We start from the raw sequence: 16,347 nt of genomic DNA, 5'->3' as shown, positions 1-16,347 counted from the left end.
AAAAAGGAGGCGCGTTTTGAGCTGGAGCATTTGTGTCATAGGGGCAGGTAAAATCGGTCAGATGATCGCCAGCCTGCTGCAATCATCATCCAATTACTCGGTCACGGTTGCCGATCGGGATTTGGCTGCGCTGGCGGTTCTCAACAAACAAGGGATTGCAACCCGGCAGATTGATGTGGGGGATGAGGTGCAATTGTCCCAAGGATTGGCGGGGTACAATGCGGTAATCTCGGCTGCTCCGTTCTTTTTGACGCCGACAATTGCAAAGGCGTCAAAGACCGCAGGCGCGCATTACTTCGACCTGACCGAAGATGTAGCTGCCACCAATGCCGTGCGCACCTTGGCCGAAAACAGCGAAACAGCGTTTATGCCGCAGTGTGGCCTTGCGCCGGGCTTTGTCGGAATTGCAGGGGCCGCCCTGGCGGATGAGTTTGATGAGCTTGACAGCCTGCACATGCGGGTGGGTGCCCTGCCGCTGTATCCGACCAATGCGTTGAAATACAATCTGACGTGGTCCACGGATGGGTTAATCAACGAATACTGCAACCCCTGCGACGCCATCGTGAATGGCGAACGCGTAAAGACCGCGCCGCTGGAAGACTATGAGGTGCTGGGCCACGACGGGGTAGAGTATGAATGCTTTAACACATCCGGTGGTTTGGGCACGCTGCCCGAAACGTTGGAGGGCAGGGCGCGGGCAGTGTCCTATCGCTCGATCCGTTATCCCGGGCATTGCGATATCCTGAAGCTGCTGCTCAAGGATCTGGGGCTGGAGCGCCGCCGCGATTTGCTGAAGGACATCTTTGAAACCGCCCTGCCGCGTACGGATCAGGATGTGGTTCTGGTCTATTGTACCGCAAAGGGCATGATTGACGGGGCGCTGCGCGAGAAGTCCCTGATCAACAAATCCTTTGCGCGTACCCTTAACGGGCAGGTCTGGAGCGCCATTCAGATCACCACCGCCGCTGGCGTTCTGGGCGTGGTTGACCTGATGCGGACCGGGGCTGTGCCCACCAAAGGGTTTGTTCGGCAGGAACAAGTGAGCCTGTCCGATTTCCTTAACACCGAATTTGGTCGGCTCTATCGCGCCGGCGACGAAACCAATCAGAACAAGGCGGCCTGAGATATGAAAGACATTGTGATGACTGCGCAAACCACACTTGCAAACCTGGACCTGTCCAAGGCCGAGCTGACAGGCGGTACGCTCAAAGTGACCTCACCCATCGACGGCAGTGTTCTGGCTGAGGTGCATCAAACGCCCGAACCCGAGATGGACGCTGTTTTTGCCCGGTCCAAGGCGGCCTTCAAGGCATGGCGCACGGTTCCGGCGCCCCGCCGCGGGGAATTGATCCGCCTTCTGGGTGAAGAATTGCGCGCTGCCAAAGATGACCTTGGTGCCTTGGTCAGTTGGGAGGCGGGCAAGATCACTTCGGAAGGTTTGGGCGAAGTGCAGGAGATGATCGACATCTGCGACTTTGCCGTTGGTCTGTCGCGTCAGTTGTATGGTCTGACCATTGCGTCCGAACGTCCGGGTCATCGGATGATGGAGACATGGCACCCGGCGGGTCCGGTCGGCGTGATCTCGGCCTTCAACTTCCCGGTCGCGGTCTGGTCATGGAATGCGGCGATTGCGCTGGTCTGTGGTGACACGGTGATCTGGAAACCGTCCGAAAAGACCCCGCTCACAGCCATGGCCTGTCAGAAGATATTCGAACGCGCGCTGGCACGGTTCGGCGATGCGCCCGACCATTTGCTGCTAACGGTGATTGGTGGTGCCGCGCTGGGCGAGGCGCTCGTGGCGAGCGAAGACGTGCCCGTGATCTCCGCCACCGGATCCACCCGCATGGGCCGCGCTGTTGCACCGGTCGTGGCGCAGCGGTTCGGTAAGTGCATTCTGGAATTGGGTGGAAACAACGCCATGATCGTTGGCCCGTCAGCCGATTTGGAAATGGCGGTGCGGGCGATTGTGTTCTCGGCCGTTGGGACGGCTGGTCAGCGGTGCACTTCCCTGCGCCGCCTGATCGTCCATAACGCGATCCGAGAAGAGCTGCTGAGCCGCTTGAAAAAAGCCTATGCCGGTCTGCCCATCGGCAACCCGCTGGACCAAGGCACGCTGGTCGGTCCCCTAGTGGACGAAGCCGCGGGTGAAGCGATGACCGCAGCACTGAAAGCTGCAGAGGCCGAGGGCGGGCAAGTATTTGGCGGCAATCGCGTGACCAAAGGTGTTCCAGACGGCGTTTACATGGAGCCTGCAATCGTCGAGATGCCAAACCAGACCTCGGTGGTGAAAACCGAAACCTTTGCCCCGATCCTTTATGTCATGGGATATGACGATTTCGGCGACGCGATCGAGATGCAAAATGACGTACCGCAGGGGCTGTCCTCATGCGTGTTTACCCTGAACATGCGTGAGGCCGAACAGTTCCTGACCGCCGCCGGGTCAGATTGCGGTATCGCCAACGTCAATATCGGACCATCAGGGGCCGAGATCGGTGGCGCGTTCGGCGGCGAAAAAGAAACTGGCGGCGGGCGCGAAAGCGGGTCTGATGCATGGAAGGCGTATATGCGACGTCAAACAAACACGGTGAACTATTCCGCTGAACTGCCGCTGGCGCAGGGCGTGAAGTTCGATATCTGATCAACGGTCCGGCGGCGTCGATAAGTGCCGCCGGATCAATCCGCGAACAAGTAGTCCAGCCGCAGGACGGAATTTGCCTGTTCATTCGACACACCAAGAAACTCGGCTATCGCCTCCCCGTTCTCGGCTTGTGTGTTGGTTTCTCTCATACGTGAGTATCCACTGAAACCTGCCCTCCGGATCAACTCGGATTCGTGGGCCAAGGCGTTGCGCAAAGCGGGCACAAGGCGGGCTACAGTTTCCGTCGGGCTGTTTTCACCGGCCAGACCAACGCGGCGGGCATGTCCGATCAGGTAGTCGTCGGAATATTCGCACTCGATCTCAAGCACGTGCGTTTCGGCCTGGTCCGCACAGAAATCCTGAATGATATCGAGATTGGCGGGATCGACGCAGAGCACCAGCTTGCTGGCACCAAAATGGTCGAACAACATACGCAGGACCGCCCGGCGGTGGCGCGAGCGTTTCTCCAGCGTCGCCTCAATACCACCCAGATCGGGCAGCGGCGCGCCCTCTTCGTTGAAAATATATTCGATGCAGGGGATATTTGTCTCGGACCTGATTTGATGAACAAGACGCTTGGCCACGTGCCATTTCTTGCAGGCGATCAGCAGTATCTGACGCTCAGACCCCAACGTATTGCCAGCCTCCCAGAATCGTTGTCCGAAACGGCGGCCAACGCGGCCGCGTCCGGTCAGAAAGCTGTAGAGGTTTCGCCCCTCATCCGAGATTTTGAATTCGACCCCTTCGCTGGCGTAAAGCGCGCCCAACCGGTCCTTCAACTCATGCGCTTCGGGGCTTATCTTCCGGGCGAACAGGTAGTTTTGCCCCAACAGCATGTCATAGTGGTCGTTGTAGAAGGTTACCGGCATTCCATAATCTGAGAACATCAGAAAGGTCGGGGTGCGGTTCTCGATCTCTTCCTTTGGGATCAGGTGGCGGACAAGGGATTGGAAAAAAGTCTCGTCCGGTATCCAAGTGGTTGAGAAAAACCGGATCACATCCGGGCGCTTCTGCAGGAAATCGAGGATCATCTCAATCGTGCGGCGGCGCAGACACCACCACTGGCTGCCGATCATGACCTGAAGATCCGCCGGAATGTCGCGCGTCAGGCCAAAGCGTTTCTGAAGGCCATATGAGGCGTAAAAAAGCTGGCTCTGGGTGCGTTCATTGAAAAAGTGGCGATAAATCAGCCGGTCCTCTTTCATGCCGGTTTTGATCCAGTTGCTGGCAAAGAAATCGTGACTTTCGATGAAATCTTTGTCGGTTTCGTCAAGAAACCAATGCGCATATTCGGCGGTTTTGATTGCCATGCAGTCACCGGACAGCATGTAGAAATGCGTGACTTTCGGGAACGCTTCTACCGCAACCTGCAAAGCATTCAGGGTTGCTTGTACAAGGGACCACTCGCCCCAGCCGCATTTTACACGCTTGGCAGCAAAAACCACATTCGGGTTGTCCTTGAGTGCACTAAAAATGCGGTCATAGGCCTGCGAACTGGCCCGTGCATCGAAGTGTATCGCCATGCAATCGCCTGCGGCTGTCAGCTGCTCGGCCTGCGCAACAATCGCGTCAGGGTCTTTATGGCACAATAGAATATAGGCAATCCTTGCCATCTTGTGTCTGCGAGGTCCGTTTCTGCCTGTTTACACCCTGATACTGAGGATGAGCGATTGAATAAACAGATTAATTTTGGTTCTTTGGCTCTCAAAGCAAGAGTGTGTTGCGAGTTCCTACACGTTGAGGAGGCACAGCAGATGGGTTTTCCCGGTGTTTGGATGACCGAAAGTGAAAGCATGATCTATAGGGTCGTGCCGAAATGTGCCTGCTCGACCATTGGTCAGATCATGTACTACTCGGATCATGGCCGCTTTTTCGACGGGGATATTCACGACGCCTCGCAGGGGCTGCATAAATGGGCCTTTGCTGACAGTCAGGACCGGATTTCGAGGACAGTGCGCGAGCATACGTCGTACTCGTTTACTTGTGTGCGCAATCCTTACACGCGGATACTCAGCTCATTCTTCGATAAGATTTGCGGCATTCAGCGGAATGGCAGCCGGTATCGTGGCAATTTGGTGCCGACATTGATCTATAATTACGGGATCGAGGTCGGGGGTGATGACGGCAAGGGTGAATTTGATCAGATCGCCAGCTTTCGCCGGTTCCTGCTGTTTGCGCGGGATACGATCCGCTGGCGTCGGCCAATGGATCCCGACATCCACTGGTCGGCCATGTCGGGTCACGTTTCCACTTTCATTGTGAACGGCGGGCGATACGATCGAATTTTCTGGACTGAAAAGTTCAACGATGGGATGCAGGGCGTGCTTGATGCGCTGGAAACCCCACATCCCGTGACCCTGTCCGAAATCCCGCGATTCAATGAATCCGAAGGGCATGGCCCCAAACGTGCGCATCCGGTCGAGGATTATTTCGACGATCTGTCGATGCACCTGGTCTATGAAATCTACAAACAGGATTTCGAGCTGTTCAGATACGACTTCGAAAACCCGGCAAACAAAATGCCCGTGGGTGAGATTGACTTGGACGAGATCCACGCGAAACTGGGCGATTGATCTAGTCTGCCCCAACAGGCGGGGGCGCTCCCGCCCATCGTCAATGTCTCTGGCGAGACATCTTCTTTGGTTGGGCCGCCGCGCGCAGCGCGGCGCCCCCCAAGACTGATGGAAGCATCGGCGAAGCCGATTGTGCCGGTCAGACGCGGGAGCCTTTGCGATTTGGATGATCGTCCGGTCCACGTGGCGCGGACCGGTTGAGATCAGACCTGACGCACGGCACCTTTCGCCGCGCTGGTGGTTAGCTTCGCATAGGCTTTCAGTGCCGTAGACACCTTGCGTTTGCGTGGCTGGGCAGGCTCCCATCCTTTTGCGTCCTGTGCCTTGCGGCGTTCGGCCAGTTCTTCGTCGGACACAGCCAGATGGATAGTCCGGTTGGGGATATCGATCTCAATCGTATCCCCGTTCTGCACCAGCCCGATCTCACCGCCTTCGGCGGCTTCGGGTGAGACGTGGCCGATCGACAAGCCCGACGTGCCGCCCGAGAACCGACCGTCGGTCAGCAATGCGCAGGCTTTGCCCAGCCCTTTGGATTTCAGGTACGATGTCGGGTACAGCATCTCTTGCATTCCCGGACCGCCGCGCGGGCCTTCATAGCGGATCACCACGACGTCGCCCTCTTTGACCTTGCCGGTCAGAATGTCGTTGACTGCCTGATCCTGGCTTTCGCAGACATAAGCTGAACCGGTGAATGTCAGGCTGCTTTCATCCACGCCCGCGGTTTTTACGATACATCCGTCACGCGCGATGTTGCCGAACAGAACGGCCAGACCGCCATCCTGACTGAAGGCGTGTTCCTTGGTCCGGATGACACCGTTTTCGCGATCGGTGTCCAGCTCTTTGTATCGGTTCGACTGGCTGAAAGCCTGAGTGGTACGCACACCGCCCGGGGCCGCCTTGAACAGGTCCTGTGCCTTGGGGTTGTTGGCAACCTTGATGTCCCAGTTGGCAATCGCCTCGCCCATGGTGCCGGAATGAACCGTGCTGCAATCCTCGTGCAGCAACCCGGCCCGGCCGAGTTCACCGAGGATCGAGAAGATGCCACCGGCGCGGTGGACGTCCTCCATATGTACATTCTCGGTGTTGGGCGCGACCTTGCACAGGCAGGGCACCTTACGGCTCAGACGGTCCATGTCGCTCATGGCGAAGTCGACGCCGCCTTCATTGGCAATGGCCAGCAGGTGAAGAACTGTGTTGGTGGATCCGCCCATGGCAATATCCAGGCTCATCGCGTTTTCGAAGGCATGGAACGTGGCGATCTCGCGCGGGAGGAAGCCCTTTTCGTCCAGCTCATAGTGACGTTTGGTGATTTCAACGATCCGGCGACCAGCTTCAAGGAACAGCTCTTTGCGGTCAGAATGCGTGGCCAGGGTCGAGCCATTGCCCGGAAGCGCCAGACCCAGCGCCTCAGCCAGGCAGTTCATCGAGTTCGCGGTAAACATCCCCGAGCACGACCCGCAGGTCGGGCAGGCGTTCTCTTCGATGTGCTGAACCTGCTCATCGGTGAACTTGTCGTCAGCGGCGGCAACCATAGCATCGACGAGGTCGATCTTTTTGGCTTCCAGATCTTCGATGTCGATCTTGCCGGCCTCCATCGGGCCGCCCGAAACAAAAATGGCCGGGATATTTAGGCGCATCGCGGCCATCAGCATGCCGGGCGTGATCTTGTCGCAGTTCGAGATACAGACCATCGCATCGGCGCAATGGGCGTTGACCATGTATTCGACCGAGTCCGCGATCACTTCGCGCGACGGCAGCGAGTACAACATGCCGTCATGGCCCATGGCGATGCCGTCATCTACCGCGATGGTGTTGAATTCCTTGGCAACACCGCCTGCAGCCTCAACTTCGCGCGCGACCATCTGGCCCAGATCCTTCAGATGTACGTGACCCGGCACAAACTGGGTAAATGAGTTGACGATGGCGATGATTGGCTTGCCGAAATCGCTTTCGGTCATGCCGGTGGCGCGCCACAGGCCGCGAGCACCGGCCATGTTGCGGCCATGGGTGGAGGTTCTGGATCGGTACATTGGCATGATGCTGTTTCCCTTTTGCCCTAAATGCGATATGCGGGCTGTGTGCGTTATAGCGCACGTACCACATGTGCGCTATAACGCACAAGGGGATTCGAAAGACGATGAAGATGGCACCGGACGAAATCACACTGAAGCTCAGGGAAGTGCGCGCCGCTGCGGGCTTGAGCCTATCCAAGGTGGCAGAGATGACCGGCGTCAGCAAAGCAATGCTGGGCCAGATCGAGCGTGGCGAATCCAGCCCGACCATCGCAACGCTGTGGAAAATCGCAAAAGGATTTCAATTACCGTTGGGGGCACTTATCGGGGCGGAAACGCTGCGGGAAACGGCCAGTTCGGACGTTTTTCGTACCGTGACCTTCCCCGGCAGTCTTGAGGTCAAGATCGTGTTTCCCTTTGATCCCGCGCTGCGGGCTGAAACGTTTCATGTTGATCTTGCGCCGAACCAGAGCCACGAATCCGCAGCCCACGCCACTGGCGTGACCGAAGAGGTTTTTGTCCTGCATGGATCGCTAGAGATTCTGCGCGATGGAGAATGGGTTCCGTTGCGGGCCGGGCAAGGACTGCGGTTCGCCGCCGATCTACCACATGGCTACCGTGCCGGTGATCAGGGCGCGGCGTTTCTGAATATGCACCATTACGCGCAGCTTGACGCGCTGGCCGCGATCAGCTGACCGTGAATCAAAAAAGCCCGGGGAACGACATGGCCGCTTTTCTTGATACTTTGACGCTGGCGGATGCTGTCGGCTCGTTTGGTGCGCTGGTAGTCGTTGCTGCATACTTCGCCACCCAGATGCGATTGATGAATTCGGAGGACCTAGCCTTTCCGGTGCTAAACTTGGCGGGGTCTATTCTGATCGTCTATTCGCTGCTTGAGAACTTCAATCTGGCCTCAATGCTGATCGAAGGGTTCTGGATTCTGATCAGCCTGATAGGGATCGTTCAGTTTTTTCGGCTTCGCCGCACGGGTTAAGCCTGCAAACCCCCTTCCAGCCTTGAACCCGCATGCCTGCGCGTATAGGGAAAAACCAACCGCGCTTTGGGGAGGCTTTGATGCAGGACGATCCAAAAACCCTCGTTTCAACCGAATGGCTTGCCGCCCATATCAAAGACCCGGATCTGCGGATTCTGGACGGGTCTTGGTATCTGCCGCAACAAGGGCGGGACGCCAAGGCGGAATATGACGCGGGTCACATCCCGGGCGCGCGGTTCTTCGATATTGATGAGATTTCCGACTTGCGCTCGGACCTGCCGCATATGGCTCCACCGGTTGAAAAGTTCATGTCGCGCTTGCGGGCGATGGGTGTGGGCGATGGTCATCAGGTCGTGGTCTATGACGGCGCCGGGCTAATGTCCGCCGCGCGGGTTTGGTGGCTGTTCCGGCTGATGGGGCAGGAAAACGTGGCCGTTCTGGATGGCGGTATGCCAAAATGGCAGGCCGAAGGGCGCGAGGTCGAAGACCTGCCCCCTGTCATCCGTGACCGCCACATGACCGTGCGTGTGCAAAATCATCTGGTGCGCGACGTGACGCAGGTTTCAGCCGCCGCGAAACTGGCGGATCACGAGATCATAGACGCCCGGTCGGCGGGCCGTTTTGCCGGGGCCGAGGCCGAGCCGCGCGAAGGCCTGCGTTCGGGCCATATTCCGGGGTCGCGGAATGTGCCGTTTGGCAACTTGCTCAACAAAAATGGTACGATGAAGTCACCTGACGAATGCCGTGCCATATTCGAGGCCGCAGGTGTCGATCTGTCGAAACCTGCCATTACGTCCTGCGGATCGGGTGTAACGGCCGCGATCCTCAGCCTTGCGCTGGAACGCATGGGCAAGAAAGACCATTCGCTTTATGACGGCTCCTGGGCTGAATGGGGTGCCTTCCCAACCCTGCCCGTCGCAACCGGAGAGATCTGATGTTCGAGAACCTCAAACCGCAGCCCGCCGATAAGATCCTGGCGCTGATGCAGATGTACCGCGAAGACCCGCGCGACAATAAGATTGATCTGGGTGTTGGCGTCTACAAAAACGCCGAAGGCATCACTCCGGTCATGCGGGCGGTGAAAGCGGCTGAAAAGCGCATTCTGGAAGAGCAGGAAACCAAGGCCTACACAGGTCTGGCCGGTGATCCGGCTTATGCCGATGCGATGATTGGTCTGATCCTTGGGGCCTCGGTGCCGCGTGCCAATATCGCGGCCGTTGCAACCCCCGGAGGCACAGGCGCCTGCCGTCAGGCGTTTGAGATGATCCGCATGGCCAATCCTTCGGCCCGCGTGTTTGTGTCAAATCCAACATGGCCGAACCATTTGTCGATCCTGAACTATCTGGGAATCGAGACGGTTCAATACCGCTATTTCGATGATGAAACGCGCGGTGTTGACTTCGACGGCATGATTGAGGACCTGAAAACCGCTAAGGCGGGCGACGTGGTTCTGCTGCATGGATGTTGCCATAACCCGACCGGAGCAAACCTGAATATGGTCCAATGGCAAGAGGTTGTGACCCTGATCAACGAGCGTGGTCTGGTGGCGATGATCGACATCGCTTATCAGGGTTTTGGTGATGGCCTGGAAGAAGACGCACAAGCGGCACGACTGGTGGCGTCGTCGGTCAAGCGCTGCCTGATTGCGGCGTCCTGTTCAAAGAACTTCGGCGTGTATCGTGAACGTACTGGCCTGCTGATGGCGATCAGCGATGACGCGGGGCAAACGGCCCTGAATCAGGCGACGCTGGCGTTTTTGAACCGCCAGAACTATTCTTTCCCACCCGATCATGGCGCGCGCGTTGTGACCACGATCCTCAACGACGATGCCCTGCGTGCGGATTGGGCGACCGAGTTGGAAGAGGTCCGCCTGTCCATGCTGGGTCTGCGACAGCAGCTGGCAGACGAGTTACAGCGCCTGACCGGTTCTGATCGTTTCGGCTTTGTCGCTCAGCACCGCGGCATGTTTTCGCGGCTGGGCGCAGCGCCTGAACTTGTCGAGAAACTGCGCGTAGATCACGGGATCTACATGATTGGCGACAGCCGCCTGAACATTGCCGGGCTGAACGCGACAACCGTGCCGATTCTGGCAAAGGCGATTGTCGAGGTTGGCGTTTAAGCCACCCTGTTCACAAAAAAGAAAACCCGGGCGCGAACGCCCGGGCTTTTTTGTCTGCGCGTGGCTAGGGTTTAGCCTTTGGAGAATTCCGGATAGGCTTCCATACCCAGTTCCGCCATGTCGAGACCGTTGATCTCTTCTTCTTCGCTGACGCGGATGCCCAAGGTCGCCTTCAGCACGCTCCACAGGATCAGCGCGCCGACAAAGGTAAACACGCCATATGCGACGATACCGGTCAGCTGCGTGATAAGGTTCGCTTCACCGTAGAAGATCACGGCGATAGTGCCCCAGATACCCGCGAACAGGTGAACCGGAATCGCACCAACCACGTCGTCGATCTTGAACTTGTCCAGCATGGGGATCGCCAGCACGACGATCACGCCGCCAACTGCACCGATCCAAAGGGCGCCGAACAAGGTCGGGGCCAGCGGCTCGGCCGTGATCGAAACCAGACCGGCCAGCGCGCCGTTTAACACCATGGTCAGGTCAGGCTTTTTGTACAGAATCTGCGACAGAAGCAGGGCTGCAACAGCGCCCGAAGCGGCTGCCATGTTGGTATTGGCAAAGATGCGCGATACATCCGAGACATCGCCCACGGTGCCCATCGCCAGTTGCGAGCCGCCGTTAAAGCCGAACCAGCCCAGCCACAGGATGAACGTACCCAGGGTCGCCAAGGCCAGGTTCGAACCGGGGATCGGATGAACCTTGCCATCTTTGTACTTTCCGATTCGCGGGCCAAGGATGATGCAGCCAGCAAGAGCCGCCCAGCCACCGACCGAGTGAACAACGGTCGAACCGGCGAAGTCGGAGAAACCAGCTTCGGACAGCCAGCCGCCGCCCCACTGCCACGACCCCGAGATCGGGTACATGACACCTGTCAGCAAGATGACGAAGATCAGGAACGGCCAGAGCTTGATACGCTCAGCCACGGCACCCGACACGATGGATGCGGTCGCGGCCACAAAGACCAACTGGAAGAAAAAGTCCGATCCGATGGACGCGTAATCCAGCGCCGCTTCCTCGGCGGGTACACCGACCGGATCAAGAACAGTAGTTGAAAAGAACGGTCCGACCCAGCCGCCGATTGTCCAGCCATCGCCGGGATACATAAGGTTGAAGCCGATCAGCCAGTACATGATCGCGGCAAGGGAAAACAGCGCCACGTTTTTGGTCATCTGCATGGCAACGTTCTTCGAGCGTACCAGGCCGCCTTCCAGCATTGCAAAGCCTGCGGCCATGAAAAACACAAGGAAACCCGCCATCAGGAACAGCAGCGTGGTAAAGATATACTGGGTGTGCAGCGCGGGCTCTCCGGTCGCGGTGGCCTCTTGCGCAAGACCCATCTGCGGCAGCGCGACGATCGCGACAGCAGGGATGAGAGATTTCATCAGATTCATTGTCAGTCCTCGAATGTTGTGAATGGCGGCGCTTACAGCGCCTCTTCGTTCGTTTCCCCGGTCCGCACGCGCATGGCTTGCTCAACTTCGAGGACGAAAATCTTGCCGTCGCCGATCTTGCCGGTCTTGGCGGTTTTTGTGATGGTTTCGACGATCTGGTCGGCCATCGTGGCAGGCACCACAATTTCCAATTTGATCTTGGGCACGAAATTCACGGCATATTCTGCGCCACGATAGATTTCTGTGTGACCCGATTGCGAGCCGAAGCCCTTGATTTCGGTCACCATCATGCCGCGTACGCCTGCGTTGGTCAGTGCCTCGCGCACCTCCTCAAGCTTGAACGGCTTGATTGTCGCAATAATCAGTTTCACGTTTATCCCCTCTGCTTTCCGGGTCCGTCCGGTCTGTTTTGCACTTGCAGAAAAAGAGCGTGACTGACCGCAGTAAGGAACGGTTAGAGGGCGCTTCAGGGGGCAAACTGGGGGCAAGGTGCACAATTTTTGCACAAAAATATACGAATGAATAAAAATTAGGCGAATTGATGAGGCGATTTGACGGAAATTCAGACCTCTACTTCATCGTCATTGCGGGGTATTGTGCCTCAAAACGATAACCGGGCAGAGTTTGAGCATGACTGAGTCCAGGCGCCGCAAGACACCGCTTGTCGCGGACAAAAGATACCCGTCGAAAGGGCGCAGGCCCGCAGCGACCAAACGAACGGCGAAACCCGCGGGCAAGAAGGCGGTTGCGCGCAAAACGGCTGCGCGCAAACCCACCCGAAAAAAGACGCGCAAGAAATCCGGTGGCGGAGGCGGCTTTTTTCGCCGCCTCTTTCGCTGGGCTGCGCGGCTGATCTGGAGTGTGACGTGGCGCGTCGGTGCAGTCGCCGCCATGTTGTTAGCGCTGGCCGTCGGGGTGGTTTACACGTCGCTGCCCGATCTGGATGCCTTGCTTGATGGGCGCGCGCGTGGCTCGGTCACATTGCTGGACCGCAACGGGGATGTCTTTGCCTGGCGTGGCGATCAGTTTGGTGGCGTCATTACGGCGGATACCGTCTCACCGCATTTGAAAAATGCCGTCGTCGCCACCGAGGATAAACGATTCTACCGGCATTTCGGGGTGAGCCCGCGCGGTATTGCCAGTGCCGTACGCATCAACCTGAGCGAAGGGCGCGGGCCATTGTCAGGGCATGGTGGATCGACGATCACGCAGCAAACCGCAAAACTTCTGTGTCTGGGTGTGCCATATGTTCCAGGCGAATGGGACTCCGAAGCCGCCTATGAGGCGGATTGCCGTCAGGGTTCGTTGTGGCGGAAGGCCAAAGAGGCGGTCTATGCCATCGCGATGGAGGTCAAGTACTCAAAGGACGAAATCCTTACGATCTATCTGAACCGCGCATTCCTTGGCGCAGGCGCGCGTGGGTTCGAAGCCGCAAGCCAGCGCTATTTCGGCATCTCAGCGGCTGAGGTGAACCCGGCGCAAGCGGCTATGTTGGCGGGTCTGCTGGTTGCACCGACACGCTATGCGCCGACAAACAACCTGCAACGTTCGCAAAACCGGGCGCGCTTGGTCATTGGGTTGATGGAGGATCAGGAGTATCTGACCACTGCCCAGGCCAGCACTGCGCGCAACAACCCGGCCCAGCTGTCCGATGCAGCAGCGGCGCAGGCTGGTGGCTATTTTGCCGATTGGGTCATCACCGAACTGCCCAGCTATTTTGGCACGAACACCAGAGATGACGTCGTTATCCGCACCACGCTGGATCAACGGCTCCAGAAATCGGCGGAAGAGGCGCTGAAATACATCTTTCAGGAAAAGGTCCGCGAGGGGTCCAAGGCGCAGGCCGCGATTGTTGTGATGTCTGCGGATGGTGCCGTGCGCGCAATGGTCGGCGGACGCAAAACACGCGTATCCGGCGCGTTCAACCGTGCCACGCAGGCGCTGCGCCAAACCGGGTCGTCCTTCAAGCCCTTCGTCTATGCCACGGCGCTGGAATTGGGCTATTCCCCGCTGGATACGGTCGTGGACGAACCCTATTGCGTCGACATTCCCGGTTCGGGCCAGTGGTGCCCCAAGAACTATACCAACAAGTTCTATGGTCGGGTCACCCTTGCGGATGCTCTGAAGAATTCGTTGAACATCCCGGCGGTCAAAGCGGCCGAGGTTGCAGGGCTGGACAATGTCCGTACGGTTGCCAGCGAGTTTGGTATAGAAAGCGATCTGGCGCAGGGTCCGGCCCTGGCGCTGGGCGCGTCGGAAAGCACGCTGATCGAGATGACCGGAGCTTATGCCGGTATCCTCAACGGCGGTTCCGCGGTTGAGCCATACGGGCTGTCTGAGTTGAAGCTGCTTGGGGACGAGACGCCCGTGATGGTGACGACAACCGGCATCGGCGAACGGGTTATCAACGATAAGGCTGCCAAGCAACTGACCTGGATGATGGAGCGCGTGGTGTCCGAAGGTACCGGCGGACGCGCGCAGCTGCCCGGCTGGCAGGTGGCGGGCAAGACTGGCACGACACAGGCAGCACGGGATGCCTGGTTCATCGGATTCACGGCGGATTATGTGACCGGAGTGTGGATGGGGTATGACGACAACACGCCCCTGTCCGGTGTGACAGGTGGTGGATTACCTGCCGAGATATGGCGGGAAACCATGCTACGCGTGACCGAGGGCATGACGCCCACGCCGCTGCCCATGCTGGCCCCGGACCCCCCGGTGCGGACAGCTCAGCCGCAACAGCAACGACGCCGGCAGGGTGGCGGTTTTGAAAATGCCATCAACAACCTGCTGAACAACCTTTTCGGAAACTGATCGGCCAAAAAAAGGCGATGCACCCGGCACCGCCTTTCTGTCCAATCGCACCCAGTGATCAGAGGCTATCGTCCAGTGCGGCTAAAATCGCGTCACCCATCTGAGTGGTCGAGACCGGCGTTACCCCTTCATCCGCCAGCAGGTCGCCGGTGCGGACGCCATCGGCCAACACCTTCTCGATCGCGGCTTCCAGGCGGTCAGCTTCGTCGCCCTGATCAAAGCTATAGCGCAGCGCCATGGCGAAGCTGAGGATACAGGCGATCGGGTTGGCTTTGCCTTCACCCGCAATATCCGGGGCCGAGCCGTGCACCGGCTCGTACATCGCCTTGGGACGGCCATTGGCCATCGGCGCACCAAGGCTGGCCGAGGGCAACATACCAAGCGAACCGGTCAGCATCGCGGCGCAGTCCGACAGGATATCGCCAAACAGGTTGTCTGTCAGGATCACGTCAAACTGCTTGGGCGCACGCACCAGCTGCATGGCACCGTTGTCGGCATACATATGGCTCAGCTCAACTTCGGGGTAGTCTTTGGCCACGCGGTCCACGACTTCACGCCACAGAATACCGGATTCCATCACGTTGGCCTTCTCCATCGAGCAGACTTTTTTGTTGCGACGCATCGCCAGTTCAAACGCCGAACGCGCGGCGCGCTCAATCTCGGATTCGGTATAGCGCTGGGTGTTGATGCCGACGCGTTCGTTGCCTTCTTCGAAAATGCCGCGCGGCTCGCCGAAATAGACGCCCGAGGTCAGCTCGCGCACGATCATGATGTCCAGACCCGCGACGATGTCTTTTTTCAGCGATGAGAAATCGGCCAGCGCGTCGAAACACTGTGCCGGACGCAGGTTTGAATACAGGTCCATTTCCTTGCGCAGGCGCAGCAGACCGCGCTCGGGCTTGAGGCTGAAATCCAGATCGTCGTATTTCGGGCCACCCACGGCACCCAGCAGAACCGCGTCCACCTTTTGCGCCTTGGCCATTGTCTCATCGGACAGGGGCTTGCCGTGCGCGTCATAAGCCGCGCCGCCCACCAGATCTTCGCTCACATCAAAGTGAAGGCCGCGTTTGTCGCCGAACCAGTCGATTATTCTGCGCACTTCGGCCATAACTTCGGGGCCAATTCCGTCTCCGGGCAGGATGAGGAGCGAAGGGTTGGACATGAAGGATCTCCTTGCGTTTGGTCGAAAAGGCCCTAGCGTCTGCGCCGCATCGGGTCAATGAGACGAACCCGTCAAACTACGAGGAAAATACATGCTGATACCGGGAAAACCCGTCCCTGCGCTGAAAATCGAAACTGTCGGTCACGGAACATTCGATCTGGATGCTGACAAAGGCGAAAATGGCACGCTGGTGATTCAGTATAGGGGTCTGCACTGTCCGATCTGCATCAGGCAAATGTCCGAGGTCGAAGCCGCCCTGGATGAGTTTGCCGCGCTGGGCATCGAAGTGATTATGATTTCCACAGATACGGCGGATCGTGCGGCGGAAACCGCGCAGAAGGCTGGCGTCTCGCGCCTGCGTGTGGGTCACAGCCTGCCGCTTGCAGCCGCGCGCGAGGATTGGGGGCTGAACATCTCGACCGCGCGCGAGGGCAGCGCGGAACCCGCTCTGTTTGCGGAGCCGGGGCATTTTTATATTGCACCTGACAGGACGCTTTACTTTGCTTGGCAGCAAACAACACCATTCGGGCGCCCATCCACGTCCGATATCGTGGGTGGCCTGAAATTTGCACTCGGCAATAACTACCCGCCGCGCGGTACTTACACCGGCCCGCTCTGACCAGTTGCCGTCGGACAGA

Annotated in this window: 14 protein-coding genes; 9 read left to right on the top strand and 5 right to left on the bottom strand. The window is 58.3% G+C overall.

Translation table 11 applies throughout. The annotated features are described in order from the left end of the window. Positions 1 to 16 precede the first annotated feature (16 nt). Both ACXAET_RS12360 and amaB read left to right on the top strand, forming a co-directional pair. Positions 17 to 1,123 (top strand): saccharopine dehydrogenase family protein, encoded by a 1,107-nt coding sequence (locus ACXAET_RS12360; protein WP_475185307.1) that lies wholly within the window; start codon positions 17 to 19, stop codon positions 1,121 to 1,123. Between the two features lie 3 nt (positions 1,124 to 1,126). Further along, positions 1,127 to 2,638 (top strand): L-piperidine-6-carboxylate dehydrogenase, encoded by a 1,512-nt coding sequence (amaB, locus tag ACXAET_RS12355; protein WP_475185305.1) that lies wholly within the window; start codon positions 1,127 to 1,129, stop codon positions 2,636 to 2,638. A 35-nt stretch (positions 2,639 to 2,673) separates the two neighbouring features. Here amaB and ACXAET_RS12350 read toward each other — a convergent pair whose 3' ends face one another. Beyond that, complete coding sequence (locus tag ACXAET_RS12350; RefSeq protein WP_475185302.1) at positions 2,674 to 4,251, bottom strand: DUF5928 domain-containing protein; 1,578 nt, start codon at positions 4,249 to 4,251, stop codon at positions 2,674 to 2,676. 141 nt (positions 4,252 to 4,392) lie between these two features. Between ACXAET_RS12350 and ACXAET_RS12345 the strand changes: the two genes are divergently transcribed. Continuing rightward, positions 4,393 to 5,211, top strand: a complete 819-nt coding sequence (locus ACXAET_RS12345; RefSeq protein ID WP_475185301.1) for a sulfotransferase family protein — start codon at positions 4,393 to 4,395, stop codon at positions 5,209 to 5,211. 203 nt (positions 5,212 to 5,414) lie between these two features. Here the strand turns inward: ACXAET_RS12345 and ilvD are convergent, their stop codons facing one another. After that, the gene (gene ilvD / locus ACXAET_RS12340) at positions 5,415 to 7,247 is read right to left on the bottom strand and encodes a dihydroxy-acid dehydratase (protein WP_475185299.1); all 1,833 of its coding nucleotides are present in this window, start codon (positions 7,245 to 7,247) and stop codon (positions 5,415 to 5,417) included. Positions 7,248 to 7,354: 107 nt separating this feature from the next. Between ilvD and ACXAET_RS12335 the strand changes: the two genes are divergently transcribed. From ACXAET_RS12335 to ACXAET_RS12320, 4 genes are all read left to right on the top strand, one after another. Further along, entirely contained in the window at positions 7,355 to 7,918 is a 564-nt protein-coding gene (locus ACXAET_RS12335) for a helix-turn-helix domain-containing protein (protein WP_475185297.1), read from the top strand. Positions 7,919 to 7,947: 29 nt separating this feature from the next. Further along, positions 7,948 to 8,217: a CBU_0592 family membrane protein gene (locus tag ACXAET_RS12330; RefSeq protein WP_475185294.1), complete on the top strand. Its 270-nt coding sequence runs from the start codon at positions 7,948 to 7,950 to the stop codon at positions 8,215 to 8,217. An 80-nt stretch (positions 8,218 to 8,297) separates the two neighbouring features. After that, the gene (gene sseA, locus ACXAET_RS12325) at positions 8,298 to 9,152 is read left to right on the top strand and encodes a 3-mercaptopyruvate sulfurtransferase (protein WP_475185293.1); all 855 of its coding nucleotides are present in this window, start codon (positions 8,298 to 8,300) and stop codon (positions 9,150 to 9,152) included. Then, entirely contained in the window at positions 9,152 to 10,336 is a 1,185-nt protein-coding gene (locus tag ACXAET_RS12320; protein ID WP_475185291.1) for an amino acid aminotransferase, read from the top strand. Before sseA ends, ACXAET_RS12320 begins: the two co-directional genes overlap by 1 nt. Before the next feature lie 71 nt (positions 10,337 to 10,407). Here ACXAET_RS12320 and ACXAET_RS12315 read toward each other — a convergent pair whose 3' ends face one another. Beyond that, the gene (locus ACXAET_RS12315) at positions 10,408 to 11,733 is read right to left on the bottom strand and encodes an ammonium transporter (RefSeq protein WP_475185290.1); all 1,326 of its coding nucleotides are present in this window, start codon (positions 11,731 to 11,733) and stop codon (positions 10,408 to 10,410) included. Positions 11,734 to 11,765: 32 nt separating this feature from the next. Further along, entirely contained in the window at positions 11,766 to 12,104 is a 339-nt protein-coding gene (locus ACXAET_RS12310; protein WP_068338425.1) for a P-II family nitrogen regulator, read from the bottom strand. Between the two features lie 259 nt (positions 12,105 to 12,363). Between ACXAET_RS12310 and ACXAET_RS12305 the strand changes: the two genes are divergently transcribed. Further along, positions 12,364 to 14,547, top strand: coding sequence for a transglycosylase domain-containing protein (locus tag ACXAET_RS12305; RefSeq protein ID WP_475185287.1), 2,184 nt, complete (start codon positions 12,364 to 12,366; stop codon positions 14,545 to 14,547). A 58-nt stretch (positions 14,548 to 14,605) separates the two neighbouring features. Here the strand turns inward: ACXAET_RS12305 and leuB are convergent, their stop codons facing one another. Beyond that, the gene (gene leuB, locus ACXAET_RS12300; RefSeq protein ID WP_475185285.1) at positions 14,606 to 15,709 is read right to left on the bottom strand and encodes a 3-isopropylmalate dehydrogenase; all 1,104 of its coding nucleotides are present in this window, start codon (positions 15,707 to 15,709) and stop codon (positions 14,606 to 14,608) included. A 91-nt stretch (positions 15,710 to 15,800) separates the two neighbouring features. Here leuB and ACXAET_RS12295 point away from each other — a divergent pair, with 91 nt between their 5' ends. Continuing rightward, entirely contained in the window at positions 15,801 to 16,328 is a 528-nt protein-coding gene (locus ACXAET_RS12295) for a redoxin domain-containing protein (RefSeq protein WP_475185281.1), read from the top strand. Positions 16,329 to 16,347 lie beyond the last annotated feature (19 nt).

This window comes from Ruegeria sp. AWH4_226, assembly GCF_056159225.1.
This window is presented reverse-complemented; position numbering and strand designations above follow the sequence as displayed.

Coding starts and splice junctions, on each gene's coding strand:
- amaB (WP_475185305.1), top strand. CDS start 1,127: ATGAAAGACATTGTGATGACTGCGCAAACCACACTTGCAAACCTGGAC.
- ACXAET_RS12350 (WP_475185302.1), bottom strand. CDS start 4,251: ATGGCAAGGATTGCCTATATTCTATTGTGCCATAAAGACCCTGACGCG.
- ACXAET_RS12345 (WP_475185301.1), top strand. CDS start 4,393: ATGGGTTTTCCCGGTGTTTGGATGACCGAAAGTGAAAGCATGATCTAT.
- ilvD (WP_475185299.1), bottom strand. CDS start 7,247: ATGCCAATGTACCGATCCAGAACCTCCACCCATGGCCGCAACATGGCC.
- ACXAET_RS12335 (WP_475185297.1), top strand. CDS start 7,355: ATGGCACCGGACGAAATCACACTGAAGCTCAGGGAAGTGCGCGCCGCT.
- ACXAET_RS12330 (WP_475185294.1), top strand. CDS start 7,948: ATGGCCGCTTTTCTTGATACTTTGACGCTGGCGGATGCTGTCGGCTCG.
- sseA (WP_475185293.1), top strand. CDS start 8,298: ATGCAGGACGATCCAAAAACCCTCGTTTCAACCGAATGGCTTGCCGCC.
- ACXAET_RS12320 (WP_475185291.1), top strand. CDS start 9,152: ATGTTCGAGAACCTCAAACCGCAGCCCGCCGATAAGATCCTGGCGCTG.
- ACXAET_RS12315 (WP_475185290.1), bottom strand. CDS start 11,733: ATGAATCTGATGAAATCTCTCATCCCTGCTGTCGCGATCGTCGCGCTG.
- ACXAET_RS12305 (WP_475185287.1), top strand. CDS start 12,364: ATGACTGAGTCCAGGCGCCGCAAGACACCGCTTGTCGCGGACAAAAGA.
- leuB (WP_475185285.1), bottom strand. CDS start 15,709: ATGTCCAACCCTTCGCTCCTCATCCTGCCCGGAGACGGAATTGGCCCC.
- ACXAET_RS12295 (WP_475185281.1), top strand. CDS start 15,801: ATGCTGATACCGGGAAAACCCGTCCCTGCGCTGAAAATCGAAACTGTC.